At 61.5% G+C, this 13020-nt stretch carries 13 protein-coding genes and 2 pseudogenes; 9 read left to right on the forward strand and 6 right to left on the reverse strand.

Translation table 11 applies throughout. The features are described 5' to 3' along the window. A pseudogene (locus O3656_RS09945) lies at positions 1-229 on the forward strand (transposase); the annotation flags it as partial. Positions 230-329: 100 nt separating this feature from the next. Then, positions 330-651 (forward strand): annotated as a pseudogene (locus O3656_RS09950) (VapC toxin family PIN domain ribonuclease). A 145-nt stretch (positions 652-796) separates the two neighbouring features. On the opposite strand, the gene O3656_RS09955 reads toward O3656_RS09950, so the two are convergent. Genes O3656_RS09955 through O3656_RS09975 form a run of 5 tightly spaced genes read right to left on the reverse strand, consistent with a single transcriptional unit; the run spans position 797 to position 3074 of the window. Then, positions 797-1444: an Asp23/Gls24 family envelope stress response protein gene (locus O3656_RS09955; RefSeq protein ID WP_500063915.1), complete on the reverse strand. Its 648-nt coding sequence runs from the start codon at positions 1442-1444 to the stop codon at positions 797-799. Positions 1445-1457: 13 nt separating this feature from the next. Then, entirely contained in the window at positions 1458-2006 is a 549-nt protein-coding gene (locus O3656_RS09960; protein WP_500063916.1) for a DUF6286 domain-containing protein, read from the reverse strand. Next, a complete protein-coding gene (locus O3656_RS09965; protein WP_500063918.1) occupies positions 2003-2416 on the reverse strand; it encodes an Asp23/Gls24 family envelope stress response protein in 414 nt (137 codons plus the stop codon). The genes O3656_RS09960 and O3656_RS09965 overlap by 4 nt, the downstream gene beginning before the upstream one ends. Before the next feature lie 5 nt (positions 2417-2421). Further along, on the reverse strand, positions 2422-2598 hold the full coding sequence (locus tag O3656_RS09970) for a hypothetical protein (RefSeq protein WP_009057414.1): 177 nt from the start codon (positions 2596-2598) through the stop codon (positions 2422-2424). A 32-nt stretch (positions 2599-2630) separates the two neighbouring features. Then, entirely contained in the window at positions 2631-3074 is a 444-nt protein-coding gene (locus O3656_RS09975) for an Asp23/Gls24 family envelope stress response protein (protein ID WP_314275770.1), read from the reverse strand. Between the two features lie 396 nt (positions 3075-3470). Between O3656_RS09975 and O3656_RS09980 the strand changes: the two genes are divergently transcribed. From O3656_RS09980 to mcrC, 4 genes are all read left to right on the forward strand, one after another. Further along, positions 3471-3752 carry a type II toxin-antitoxin system RelE/ParE family toxin gene (locus O3656_RS09980; RefSeq protein ID WP_500063919.1) on the forward strand — a complete coding sequence of 94 codons (282 nt, stop codon included), beginning with the start codon at positions 3471-3473 and terminating at the stop codon, positions 3750-3752. After that, entirely contained in the window at positions 3679-4047 is a 369-nt protein-coding gene (locus O3656_RS09985; RefSeq protein WP_500063926.1) for a HigA family addiction module antitoxin, read from the forward strand. The genes O3656_RS09980 and O3656_RS09985 overlap by 74 nt, the downstream gene beginning before the upstream one ends. A gap of 115 nt (positions 4048-4162) precedes the next feature. Beyond that, positions 4163-6334, forward strand: a complete 2172-nt coding sequence (locus O3656_RS09990) for a DUF8426 domain-containing protein (protein WP_500063920.1) — start codon at positions 4163-4165, stop codon at positions 6332-6334. After that, on the forward strand, positions 6331-7386 hold the full coding sequence (gene mcrC, locus O3656_RS09995; RefSeq protein WP_500063921.1) for a 5-methylcytosine-specific restriction endonuclease system specificity protein McrC: 1056 nt from the start codon (positions 6331-6333) through the stop codon (positions 7384-7386). The genes O3656_RS09990 and mcrC overlap by 4 nt, the downstream gene beginning before the upstream one ends. On the opposite strand, the gene O3656_RS10000 is transcribed toward mcrC, so the two are convergent. After that, entirely contained in the window at positions 7358-8557 is a 1200-nt protein-coding gene (locus tag O3656_RS10000; protein ID WP_500063922.1) for a DNA recombination protein RmuC, read from the reverse strand. The two genes, mcrC and O3656_RS10000, sit on opposite strands and share 29 nt — an antisense overlap. A 122-nt stretch (positions 8558-8679) precedes the next feature. On the opposite strand from O3656_RS10000, the gene O3656_RS10005 reads away from it, so the two are divergent. The 3 genes from O3656_RS10005 to O3656_RS10015 all read left to right on the forward strand — a co-directional run. After that, the gene (locus O3656_RS10005) at positions 8680-11610 is read left to right on the forward strand and encodes an AAA domain-containing protein (protein WP_500063923.1); all 2931 of its coding nucleotides are present in this window, start codon (positions 8680-8682) and stop codon (positions 11608-11610) included. Between the two features lie 263 nt (positions 11611-11873). Then, the gene (locus tag O3656_RS10010; RefSeq protein WP_500063924.1) at positions 11874-12749 is read left to right on the forward strand and encodes a DUF6318 family protein; all 876 of its coding nucleotides are present in this window, start codon (positions 11874-11876) and stop codon (positions 12747-12749) included. Beyond that, a partial coding sequence (locus O3656_RS10015) for a hypothetical protein (protein WP_500063925.1) occupies positions 12739-13020 on the forward strand: 282 nt, incomplete at its 3' end. The genes O3656_RS10010 and O3656_RS10015, both read left to right, overlap by 11 nt.

Genomic DNA, 13020 nt, shown 5'->3' on the forward strand with positions numbered 1-13020 from the left:
GCCTGACCGCACTCATCACACTGGGGAAGAACGCTCAAACGCCGAGCCCGGGACATCCTGGCCTACTTCGATCATCCCCACACCACAGGCGGTCCTACCGAAGCAATCAACGGACGCCTCGAACACCTACACGGATCCGCACTCGGACTTGCGCAACCTCACCAACTACATCGCCCGCTGCCTCCTCGAAACAGGAGGATTCAGACCCCAACCACACCCTCAATTATGAAGAGCCGGTCTTGTGGCCGAACGGTCGTCCGCAGTCGCCGCAGACGATCTTGCGGGACAGGCGCTTGCCGAAGGACTTGTAGCCGCGTGGGTCGACGCGGGTGTGGCCTGTTCTGGTTGATCTGCTCGAGAGAGACCAGGTGTGTGCATCAGAGCGTCATCAACGAGCTCGCGTTGGGGAATCTCAAGGATCGCTCGATGTTTTTGAAAGCGCTCGAGCGCCTCATGATCGTTCGCAACGTCGACGACCACGGCGTGCGGCACCTCGTTGAGGAGCGGCGGCTATGGGGCAGGGGGCTCAGTGCTGTCGACGCAGCGCTCCTGGCGAGCGTCGTCGTGACCCCCGGCGTGTCGCTGTGGACGCGCGATAAGCGCCTACGTCAGGCGGCGTGCGACGTGGGCGTGTTGGCAGACTTCGAGTGAGATAGAGGAACTCTGACGAGGTTGTGGTCGGGTCGCGCGAGGGTGTGGCCCGGCTTTAGTGTCTGGCCCAGCCCCGGCCTCGTGAATGTGGGTGCCCTGCCTACGACAAACGTGGGGCAAGGCGACGCCCGCCCTGCCCCACGTCTCACGCGCCTGTGTCCGTTCCAGTGATTGCCGGCGACGGCTGGCCCGTGACGGCCTTCGATGTTGATTTCGAACTCACAGAGCGCACTAGTCGTACGAGGACATCGACCTGCTTGGGAGGCATCCCCAGAGACGTAGCCACGTCCTCGTTCAGCAGCTTCCGAAGCTCGGGCACGGTCCACTCGACTTCGCAGTCCGGCGCGATGCTCGTGTCCGCCTGAACCCAGAGCTTGCTCGGGGAGCCGGTGACGAAGACAGTGCATCGTTCGACGCCGGGCTGGTCCTGAACGCGCTCGGAGAGGGCCTGCGATAGGACCTCCGGAGAAAGAGTCGCCAGCAGGGATCCATCGGAGCCGCTGAGCCTGAGCCGAGAATTCGCGGGTCTGCGCGGCACCTGCATGAGGAGCAGGAACAGACCGGTGACGAAGGCGAGCGCGGATGCCAGCACACCGCACGGCACGAGCCAGTGGGCGCGAGGTGAAAGAATCGCCCCGATGTGGTCCTGTGCCGCGGCAAGGTACGCGGAAATGCCGGGCAGATGGTGGCCAGCGTCGAGGCCGGACGCGAGGAACCAGGCGGACGCGCAGACGATAAGCAGCCCGAAGAATGCCAGGAGAACCCTGTTGAGAGTGGCAGAAACTGAACGCATAATCGGTTCTCTTTCAGCTCACGCGCTTGGCGCGGATACGGCTGCGGGTGATGCCCTCGGGGTTGAAAACCTCCAGGGCCTCGTCGGCCTTCTTGGACGCGGCTTCGCGCACAGCGTCTAAGTCGTCCGCGTCGCTGAAGACGACAACGTCGACTCGTGACCTGCGCACGGTGGCGGAAGCGGACCGAATCGTGGCGAGCTGTTCGACGTGCCTCTTCACGAGGATTGCCAGGTCAGAACGGTGAAGTGCCGTCTGCCCGGGGATATCGTCGGGAAGAAAAGCGACGTGCTTGGGGCGGCCAGGCCATAGTGCTGCGACAAGCATCAACAGGCCGCATACGGCTGCGATTCCGGCAGTAATAAGTGCTGCGATGGAGCTGAAAGACACCGTGCCGACCGCGTCGAGCGTGGTGACGGTGCGCTGCGGCCAGGCCCCCGTGAGGAGGCGGTATCCCGTCAGCCATGTGCCGAATCCGCCGACGATGAGGAGCAGCAATGCTAAGACGGTGGCAGATGCGCTCCGGGTCGGTCGATAAATGAGCGCCGGTACGGGTGCTCTCATCTCAGGCTCCTCCTGACGTGATTGCTTGGGTTGAGCCACGAAATGTTGATGGACATCTTGGCGACACGTACCCCACACAGCTTTTCGACGCGACCGCTCACGTGTGCGCGCAGGTCCTCGATAGTGGAGGACAAGGGGGTGGGGAAGACGAGGCCGAGGTCCAGATGGAGGATCGCGCGCTGCCCATAGAGTTGGCACGCGGCCTCGGGCCGAGACCCGAAGTTTCGACGTGAGCCAATCCCGAGGACTCCACCTGCGTTCGAGCCGACGGCGGCAAATTCAAACGCGGCTTGAGCGGCGATTCGGGCGACGACATTGTCCGGAATAGTCGTGGTGCCACGCTGCGTCAAGGAGGATTCCTCCTCGCGCGACGGCTTCGACTGCGTGAGCGCGGAGTCAGGCGCGGCCACGCTCGTCACCTCTTTCGCCAATCGAGGATACGTTGGACATCGACCCGGCCCTCCAGATAGAGGCCCACTACCCATCCGACGACGCCGCACAGGGCAACGAGGACGAAGCTGGCGAAGGAACCGAACGCGAGAACGGCCCCCATGAACAGGCCCACCAGGAGAGCCAGGTGCGTTGTCTTCATGAGAACTCCTCAGATCCAGGCGTCGAGGTCGACTACTTCAGATCGGTAGAGACGGAGGTGTTTGTTTCCTCCTCGGGCAGGTGGACGTCGGTGACGTCGATGTTCACTTCGACGACCTCCAGGCCGGTGGTTCCTTCGATCTGGTCGATGATGTTGCTGCGAATGTCGTTGCAGACGTTGAGGATGGAGTAGCCATACTCGACGACGACGGTGACATCAATGGCGGCCTGGGTTTCGCCCTTGTGGACGGTGATGCCGCCGGTGACGTTGGTCTGGGTGGTGGGGATGCGGTCGGTGACGGCGCTGAAGGCGCGGCGTACGGCGTTGCCCATGCCGTACACGCCGGGCACCTGGCGGGCGGCCATGCCAGCGATCTTAGCGACGACGTTTTCCTCGATGGTGGTCGTGCCGTGGTCGGTCTGGAGGGGGCCCTCGGGAGTCTTGTCCTGGTCAACGTTCTCGTTGTTGTCGCTCATGTGAGCCTCTTTCATTGAATCGGAGGTGGGGGCCGCTGGGTGATGCGCGGCTCAAGCAACGGGTCAGTGATGTGTCGTCGTAGGCACTGCGATCAGCTTGTGTGCCCTGCTGATCGCTCTGGCATTGCTCCCTGCAACCATTCTTGCGTTGTTTGTCGGATGCTGTCGGTTGAAAAACCGCTGTGACCTCGTTAAATGAGATGTGTCACCGACGTGCGACAAATAGTGATACGAGGTCGCGAGAACTCTCTTCGCGACGAGGCCGTGGCTGGGTCGCGCGAGGGCGTGGCCCGGCTTTGCTGTTGCCGGGCATCTAGCGTGCAGAAAAGGAGGTCCTGACGACAATGCAACTTAACGCCTTGCGTTAATAACGCATCCCAATATATTGTATACGTCATGATCCAGTCATTCGGGGATCGTCAGACTGAGCGGTTGTTTGCGAGGGAGCCTGTTCCTTCCCTCGATCCGCGCATCGCTCGCGTCGCGCTGCGCAAGTTGCGTCAGGTCGACGCTGCGTGTCGTCTCGAGGATCTTCGGATTCCTCCGGGCAACCGGCTCGAGCATCTACGCGGTGATAGAGCAGGACAGTGCAGTATCCGAATTAATGATCAGTGGCGTATCTGCTTCAGGTGGGGCGACGCTGGTCCAGAAGGGGTTGAGATCGTTGACTACCACTAAAATTGCTCCGATTCACCCGGGTGAAGTCCTCATGGAAGACTTCATCGAGGGATTCGGAATTACGCAGCACAAGCTTGCCGTCGCTATCGGTGTTCCACCCCGTCGTATCAATGAAATCGTCCACGGGAAGCGCGGAATTACGGCCGATACCGCGATGCGGCTTTCCCGCTACTTTGGTACGACCCCGGGATTCTGGATGAACCTGCAGATGCGCTACGAGCTCGACCGTGCCGAAGACGCGCTGGGGGATACGTTGAGTGGGATTGTTCCGCTCAAGACAGTGGAAGTCGCCTAAAACGCCTCAGTCTGACGAGGCAGTGGCCGGGTCGCGCGAGAGCGTGACCCGGCTTTGCTGTTGTGTGAGTACGAGCCGAATAGTGTCGCCGGTCACCCGATGGTAGGGTGTCGTCATGACGACGGATAGCCAGTACTCATGGCCGCGCTTTTTTATGGAACTAGCGGACAAACTGCTCGCCTTCAAGGACGATCGGCAGGCTCTCATTGCAACTCTGCGGCAGGTCTACGCGGAAATCGGAATGGCTCTGCCGACGCTCGATTCCAGTGGTGATCCGACGGATATCGATCCCTTTACGGTCTACGGACTCTTCAATCGACGCCTCGCTGATACCAAGCGTCGGGCGGTTGCAAACGGGATCGGTGGTGCCCTCGGCGTACGCGCTCCGCTCAATGATGATTTCGTCGGCGTCCCCGTCCTGCTCAATATCAACGCGACCTTCTATGATCAAGCCCGCCGGGATGATGGAGATATCGAAAGGCTGTGGGATTTGTTCGCGGCAGCCCTGGCCTACGCGGATCAGCCGACTGGTCAGACAGAAGCAGTATTCCGTCGCGCCTACGATGCTGTTCTCCAACAACGCAACGCCAGCTGGAACGTTACGATGGGACTCTTTTGGATTCGCCCCTACACCTACGTCAACCTAAGTTCGCGTGACCGTTGGTTCCTCGCGCTGCCCGACCGGATGCCTTCATCGATTCGCTCTGTGCTCGCGGCAACAAAGAAAGTGCCCGAAGCCGCTGAATATCTGGTGATTCGCGACAGTATCCTGTCGGTGCTGAACTCCCAAACCTACGAGTACTCGTCCTTCCCTGAGCTTTCAGAGCGCGCGTGGCGAGTTGCTGAACAAGTCAACCGTGAGAGTAAAGAGGTCGACAAAGAAAAAGACGAGGAAGGCGTAACTCAGACGACGGCTCTCGGCGACGATGGCGTGCAGACCGTGCGCTACTGGCTCTACGCCCCCGGAGAAGGAGCCTGCATGTGGGACGAGTTCTACGCGCGCGGCATCATGGGGCTGGCGTGGGGTGAGGTCGGGGATCTCAGCTCTTATGCGACTAAACAAGGTCTGAAGCAACAGATGCTTCAGACCTACCCCGAAAATGGCACTCAAAAGAATGACATCCACGCCCTGTGGCAGTTCGCGAATGAGATGAAGCCGGGCGACGTCGTCTTCGTCAAGAAAGGCACCACGGAGATTATCGGCCGCGGTATCGTCACGGGCGACTACGTCTACGACGCGGACGGCGGTCACTACCCGAACATCCGCGAGGTTCGCTGGACACACACGGGACAGTGGCCCCTTGATGAGCGCTTGCCGATGAAGACACTCACCGATATCACCTACAACCAGGAACTCGTTAAGCGAATTGAGACCTCATTTCTGGACAGTGATGATTCTGTTGACATCGAGGAATCGACGGCGGTATTCCCCGAGTATTCCGCTGAGGAGTTCTTAAAGTCCGTCTACATGGACCGCGATCGATACGACGCGATCGTGGGCCTGCTGAAAACAAAGAAGAACATCATCCTGCAGGGTGCGCCCGGTGTCGGTAAGACATTCGTCGCCAAACGCCTCGCATACTCGATGATGGGCGTCAAGGATGTTTCGCGCGTCAAGCTCGTTCAGTTCCACCAGAGCTACTCCTACGAGGATTTCATCGAGGGATATCGTCCCTCGGGTGCGGGGTTCGAGCTGGTCAAGGGTGCGTTCTATTCCTTCTGCAAGAAGGCAGCTGAGGATGAGGAGAACGACTACTTTTTCATCATCGACGAGATTAACCGCGGCAACCTCTCCAAGATCTTCGGCGAGCTGTTCATGCTCATTGAGAACGATAAACGCGGAAATGAACTCCAGCTCCTCTACTCCCGCGAACTGTTCTGCGTGCCGGCAAACGTCCACATCATCGGCATGATGAACACGGCTGACCGCAGCCTCGCCATGCTCGACTACGCGCTGCGCCGCCGCTTTGCCTTCGTGGAACTGCGCCCCGCTTTCGACTCCGACGGCTTCCGCGACTACTGCGCCGGCCTCGGCAATCCGAGGTTCGAGGCCCTGGTGCGCGAGGTGGAATCCCTCAACCGTGCGATCGCCGAGGATGAGTCCCTCGGCGAGGGCTTCTGCATCGGACACAGCTACTTCTGCAACATGAAACACGAGAACTGCACCGACGCGGCCCTCGCCTCGATCGTGGACTACGAGCTCATCCCGATGCTCAAGGAATACTGGTTCGACGAGCCCGGCAAGGTCTGCGACTGGACCGACAGGCTGCGCAGGTCGCTGCGGTGATTCGCGTCCGCAACGTCTTCCACATGCTCGCCTACGCCTTCTCGGCACTCACCGAGCAGGGCTACCGTTCCGTGGCCACGGAGGATTTCGACAACGCGGCCGAGCTGTGCGCCGCCATCCTCGAGCGAGGCGTGTCAGCGCAACTCAAACGAGGCCTCGGGCAGGAGTACGTGAGCCGGACCGAGGCGCGCTCCTCCCTGCGCGGCAAAATCGAGGTCACCGAGTCCGTGAAATCGCAGGCGATTCTGCGCCGCCAGCTGGTGTGCTCCTACGACGAGTTCAGCGTCGACACGACGATGAACCGGGTCATCAAGGCGACGGTCGCGCTGCTCGTACGCTCGGACATCTCACGGGCGCGCAAGAAGAGCCTGAAGAAGCTCATGGTGTTCTTCGCGGACGTGCGCGACATCGACCTGCACACGGTGGACTGGAACATGCGCTATGACCGCAACAACCGCACCTACCGCATGCTGATGGCCGTATGCTGGTTCGTCGTCAAAGGGCTGCTTCAAACCCAGAGCGACGGCACCGTGCGCATGATGGATTTCTTCGACGAGCAGCGCATGAGTCGCCTCTACGAGAAGTTCATCCTCGAGTATTACCGCAAGGAGCACCCGCGTTTGAACGCCAGCGCGTCCTTCATCGATTGGGCACTGGACGACGAGGCGTCCGAGGGCCTGCCCGCCATGCGCAGCGACATCACGCTGAGCGCTCGCGGCCGAGTGCTCATCATCGACGCGAAGTACTACGCGTCCACGATGCAAAGCAACTTCGACAAGAGGACCGTGCATTCGGGGAACCTGTACCAGATCTTCGCGTACGTGAAGAACAAGCAGATTGCGTTCGAGAGAGCGGGGGAGAGCGTTGAGGTCTCGGGCATGCTCCTCTACGCTGCGACCGGCGAGGACGTCCAGCCCGACGCCACCTACCGCATGAGCGGCAACCGCATCAGCGCGACGACGCTGGACCTGGACCGCCCTTTTGACGAAATCCGCGCGCAGCTGGATGGGATCGCCGAAACGCTTACTGGTCCGTCAACTCGGGCTTCGTGAAGGAGCGGACCTGGGCGGCGTCGGGGTCGATGGGCGTGACGGTCATGGTCTTTTTTGAGGCCTCCTCGAGCGCGCTCACGGACCGTGCACTTGCCAGGAGGCGGCTTTCCATGGACGACACGGTCTTGTTGTAAAAGTCCACGGTCTTGGCCAGGTGCTTGCCCAGGTTTTCCATGTGACCGGCGACGACGCCGAGGCGCTCGTACAGTTCGCGGCCGAGCGCGATCACCTGGTCCGACTGTTCGTTAATCGACGTCCGCGCCCACGCGGTAGCGCACGTGCGCGCGACCGCCAGCAGCGTGACTGGGGAGCACAGGGCGATCCCCCGCGCCATCGCGTCGTCCAGGAGCGACGCGTCAGTGCGCAGTGCTGCCGACAGGGCAGCCTCGGATGGGACAAACAAGATGACCAGCTCGGGTGACGCGCCCAATGACCGCGCGTAGTCGCGTCCAGCCAGTGCCTCAACGTGCGAGCGCAGTGCTTTCGCGTGTGCCGACAGCTCGGCGCGGCGTCGAGATTCGGCGTCCTCTCCGCTCTCATCAACGGCGCACGCCCGCAGGTAAGCGTCCATAGGGGCCTTCGCGTCGAGCGCGAGGAACCCCTGCCCGGGCAGATGAATCGTGACGTCGGGACGGCCGAGGTCACCCGACGATGTGACCCCGCCCCGGCCTCGTCCCTGAGTGAGCGAGCCAATCGAACGCTGCTCCGCGAAGTCCACGTGCGGCAGCATTCCGGAAGCCTCCAGGATGCGCGCCAGCTCAACCTCGCCCCACGTGCCGCGTGCGCTCCGCGACCGCAGAGCACCCTCCAGGGAAGCGGTCGTGCGCGCCAGCTCGTTCTCACGCCTCGCGGACTCCCGCAGCTGCTCGGCGAGGGCACCGTGCTGACGCGCGCGGATCTGCTCCATCTGATCAACCCGCTGCGTCATCTGCTCCAGCTGCGCGCGCACCGGTGCGAGCGCCTGTAGGACGGAAGCGTCGCCCTGTGAGCGAGCCTCGGCGGAATCGACGCGCCGCGAGAGCTCCTCCGCGCGCGCCTGCCAGTGGGCAACCTCCGCGCGCAGCGCGCCTGTCTCATCAGGCGTCGACGCCCGGCGCGCCACCGCTCCCACGTACCCGAGGAGGGCACCAACCACTAAGCCAACGAGGAGAAAAACAAGCGACATGCCCATGCCTTCACTCTAAGGCGGGCCATGCACATCTGCGTCCGACCCGGTGCAGCGTGGGTGTTCAACAACCTACCGCCGGTCTGATAAGTCGCCTATCCTGGGTGTAAAACTCAAGGGGGAGTGGCATGGAACCCGTTGATCCGCGCACGATGCACGTACTGATTCGCGATAAAAAAACGCTGACCTGGCAGGACGAGACCTGGAAAATCGCGAAGGCACGCCGCGACGGTAACCGCATCGTCGTCACTTACACCACCAGCAGCAAAGAGTTTCCATACGGCGAGGAGAGGGCGCGCCTCTACGACCAGGTCGAGCGTCGAACAGTCGACGCACTCGATGAGGTTCGTGTCGGCGGCCAGCGCCGGACCAACGTCGAAATCATCTGGACGCTCCGCCGCTCCGGCCACCCGCGCGATCCTCGCTACACACTGGCGTACCGCACGGCTGAGGGCACACTCAAACTTCATCGCTACGGACACGATGAGGTACGGGTAAGGTACGCGACGGAAGAGGATCGGCAAAACGCCGCCACCCTCAACTACGTCCGCGAGGAAGTGCGCGCGCAGGCAGGGCGAGCCGGGGCGACGCTCGATCCGACAGCCCGGTACCCGCGGTGGGTGAGCGGTGAGAAGATGCTGCCCGAGGCGATCCTCGCGAACGTGTGGGAATGGCTCCCTCAGGCACCGCGCCGTTCCGCCCTGGAAGCGTTCCTCGCCGGTACGTCCTCCACGAAGACGGGCGCGAGCGATCGACTGATCATGCCCTTCCCCTCCAATATCGATCAGCGCAACGCGATTCGAGCCGCGCTCACACACCAGCTTTCCGTCATCGACGGGCCTCCCGGCACGGGTAAAACGCAGACGATCCTCAATCTCATCGCCTCCCTGATCGCGCAAGGCAAGACCGTCGGCGTCGTCGCGGGGGCGAACTCTGCGGTCGACAACGTCGTCGACAAGCTGACTGAGGAGGGCTACGGCTTCCTCGTCGCGAACCTCGGGAAAGCGAAGCGCGTCAAGGAATTCCACGAGCGTGAGGGTGTCCTTGAACAGAGGCGCGAGGCCTGGGTTCGCAAGGCGTCCGCTGCGTCGTCGGATGCGCCTGCCGGAGCCGACGAAGCTGCGCTGCGGGTCGAAGAAGATCGCCTCGTCACTCTATGGGAGGATGCGCGAGACATTCCGAAGATCCGCGCGCAGCTGACGGCGGCTCAGCGTGAGCGGCATCTTTTTGAGGAAAAGGTACAGGAGAGCCGTCGCCCGATTGCGGACATCTCTCATCTGGCTGTCTCGCGGCGCAGCTCCGGGGTCATCGGTGACCTGCTTGCCCTCGCTCGCTGCGCGCCGAGGGTGGGGCGTGGTCCTCGGGGCTTCATCGAGCGGGTGCGTCGCTACTTTGCTTACGGCTCCTTGAAGGGCGTTGACCTGGGAGATCCGCACGTCCAGTCGGCGCTCCAGCTCGCCTTCTACCGGGCCCACGAGCAAGAACTATCCGACCGCATCGAGCAAGCCGATGCCCGCGCTGCCCGCCACGGCCTCGTCGAGGTGAGCGCGCAGTATCGCCGCCACTCACGCGAAGCGTTGGATGCCGCCTTGCTCAGCCGATTCACGCGCGAGCGTCCGAGCCGCCTCAGTCCAACCGAGCGGCTCAAGCGGCAGACGGAGATCCTCCTGCGCACCTACCCCATCGTGGCGTCCACGTGTTTTTCGATCCGGAACAACCTGGCCGAGGAAGCGCTGCTCGACTGGATCATCATTGATGAATCGTCGCAGGTACTGCTCCCGGAGGGCATGGCGGCGCTGAGCAAGGCCCGTAACGCTGTCATCGTTGGTGACGACAAGCAGCTCGGCCCGATCTTCCAGGGGTGGGAGGAAAGCAAGCAGGAGCCGCCCGCGCCGCGCTTCGACGTCCGTTCGCTCTCGCTGCTCGACTCCATCAAGATGATGCCGGAGTCAGCGCAGGTGCCGAGCACTCTGCTCAAGGAACATTACCGGTGCCATCCCGCGATCATCGAGTTCTGCAATCGCATGTACTACGGCGGCGAGCTCATTCCGATGCGCGTTCCTGCCGACGATGCCCCCGATCCGCTCGCGATCATCTACGCTGCCCCCGGCAACCATGCGAGACGCCCATCGCACGGCAGTGGTTTCTTCTCGCAGCGGGAAATCGACATCGTCACCGATCTCGAGGAAATGCGCAACATCCGGGATGGAGTTGGGCTTGAGGGGGTAGACGAGTCGGGCGACTTCGTGGTGGGCGTCGTGACTCCGTTTCGGGCACAGGCAACGAACCTGAGCAAGCAGATTCGTAGCGACCTCGGCGATGGGGTTCATCCCCGATGGCTGGCGGAGACCGCGCACAAATTTCAGGGGCGCGGTGCTGGCACGATCATCCTGTCCACGGTCCTCAATGCCAACGACCGCTCGGCCGCGCAAGACTTCTACGACGCGGATGCCCTGACGAACGTGATTGTGTCGCGAGCCAAAGACCGCTTCGTCGTCGTGACCACGCATGGGGGCGTCCGGCTCAGCCGAAACGTGAGAGCCTTGCTCGAGTACATCGAGATGAACGATCCGAGCGCCGTCGTCCAGTCGGACATCGTGTCCATTTTCGACGTCCTCTACAACGCGTATAGCGAGTCGCTCGAGCGGTATTCTCTGGTTAAGTGGGCTGATCGTCGGCGCTCGCCCGCAGAAAATGTTGCGGAACAATGCCTGCGAGACGTGCTCGCGGAACCCAGGTATGCGCGCTTTGGGTATCAGACCCAAGTGTTCCTGCGGGATGCATTGCCCAATACGCGCCGCTTGAACGAGGAACAGCGAGCTTTCGTGTTCCGGGACAGCGCGCTCGACTTCGGGGTCTACTCGCGTGTGACGAAGCGCCTTCTCCTTGCCATCGAGGTAGACGGCTGGGAATTCCACGGCATGAGCCAGAAGCAGCAGAAGCGCGACGGCCTCAAAGATTCGATCATGTCCGCGTATGGAGTGCCCGTCCTGCGTCTGCCGACGATCGGATCCGGGGAGGACCAGAAGATCCGCGAGGCGTTGGATCGGCTCCTTTAGGAAACGTCTGATGCACTCGGTGGGTTCACCCCGTAACTGACTCGGCGGCCTCCTGTCGTGATCGTCTACAGGAATGGACGAGGCCGGGGCAGGTTTATGCACATCCGTGCGGTTTCGGGAATGTGGGTGGGAGGATGTGCGTGATGGTTGCGCAGCATTCTTAGTGTTTCATGCTGGTTCTGCGCGTACCCTGAAACAGTAGGGCGCGCCTCCAACGACGGGGGCACGCCGCAGGGCACCTCACCGTGGAGGAGTACAACGCCATGACGGTTCCACCATTGTTTGACCCCCTCGATAGCGAGGATGAGGATCAGCTGCGGCGCGACGCCGCGCCGCGGGACGCGGTCTTTGAGGCTGGTAGCGGGCCGGGGGTTGGTGACGACAACTCGCCCGCGGGGACCCACCCCCGGCTTTGGGCGTGGCTGCACGTCGAGCCGTTCTATTGGACGATGCGCGTGGTCTACGTGTGCCTCGCCGCAGGAGCCATCTTCGCCGTCTACATCAACGGCGTCGCCGAAGGCTGGTGGAGGGCCTGGGGCGAAAAACCAAGCGTCGCAGCCACAACCCCCGCCACCCAGCCCGCACCCACCGCGTCCCCGTCGGCATCGGGCGAGGCGGCCATGTCGGGCGGCTACCAGATCGGCCCCGACGGCGTCCTCGTGCGGCCAGCTCAGTTTGCGGCAGACACCTACACCAAGCCTGAGTTACCTGAGGAAGCCAAAGAAAACACAGAACGAGGAGCAGAAGCAGCCGCAGAACACTACCTGGCCGTTGCAACTTATGCCTGGAACACAGGAGACACTTCTGAAATCGCCGCAGTTTCCGATGCTGAGAGCGGTTTTGCTCAATCGCTAATTAAGAAGATTGATGATGACTATGCCAATGGCTGGACATATGGTCACTCGCTCACAGTTGATCATGTTCTTGTTCTTGAGCCTGTACCCGCTAATGAGACCGATGTCCCACCTAATACAATTGGAGTCAAGTTCAGCGTTACTGCTGTTGATGGTACGAAATGTTCGGGCAATCGGATCGTGGTGAGCGATAAGGAGTATCAATCAACAATCTCATTGTTCATGACCTGGCGCGACAACCGCTGGGTTGAAACACAGGGAAGAGCAGAGTCCCATGAGCGTTAAATATACCGGGGTACGGTTAAAATATTCGGTACTTTTAGCAATCTATGTTCTCCTCTGTCCATTTTCTCCCGCGGTTGCGGATGGATGGGAAGAAACTCCCCACGGTTGGGATCAGCTGGTTGAAGGGAGCGGAAACAGCGACATCAAAACTATTGGCAAGGAAACATGGGGATATACATTCATACCTGGAACACTTCCTGCGGTACCTCAAACGAACAATAGAGATGACACGGGCTATAGGCGCAAACGTGGTGCTTTAGACGGCGTGTCG

The organism is Pauljensenia sp. 27098_8_83 (assembly GCF_041432695.1).
Lineage (GTDB): Bacteria > Actinomycetota > Actinomycetes > Actinomycetales > Actinomycetaceae > Pauljensenia.

Bases quoted from the DNA above. Each gene is read 5' to 3' on its own strand.
- O3656_RS09975 (WP_314275770.1), bottom strand. From the start codon at position 3,074: ATGAGCGACAACAACGAGAACGTTGACCAGGACAAGACTCCCGAGGGC.
- O3656_RS09970 (WP_009057414.1), bottom strand. From the start codon at position 2,598: ATGAAGACAACGCACCTGGCTCTCCTGGTGGGCCTGTTCATGGGGGCC.
- O3656_RS10005 (WP_500063923.1), top strand. From the start codon at position 8,680: ATGGAACCCGTTGATCCGCGCACGATGCACGTACTGATTCGCGATAAA.
- O3656_RS09980 (WP_500063919.1), top strand. From the start codon at position 3,471: ATGATCCAGTCATTCGGGGATCGTCAGACTGAGCGGTTGTTTGCGAGG.
- O3656_RS09985 (WP_500063926.1), top strand. From the start codon at position 3,679: ATGATCAGTGGCGTATCTGCTTCAGGTGGGGCGACGCTGGTCCAGAAG.
- O3656_RS10000 (WP_500063922.1), bottom strand. From the start codon at position 8,557: ATGGGCATGTCGCTTGTTTTTCTCCTCGTTGGCTTAGTGGTTGGTGCC.
- O3656_RS09955 (WP_500063915.1), bottom strand. From the start codon at position 1,444: ATGCGTTCAGTTTCTGCCACTCTCAACAGGGTTCTCCTGGCATTCTTC.
- O3656_RS09990 (WP_500063920.1), top strand. From the start codon at position 4,163: ATGACGACGGATAGCCAGTACTCATGGCCGCGCTTTTTTATGGAACTA.
- O3656_RS09960 (WP_500063916.1), bottom strand. From the start codon at position 2,006: ATGAGAGCACCCGTACCGGCGCTCATTTATCGACCGACCCGGAGCGCA.
- O3656_RS10010 (WP_500063924.1), top strand. From the start codon at position 11,874: ATGACGGTTCCACCATTGTTTGACCCCCTCGATAGCGAGGATGAGGAT.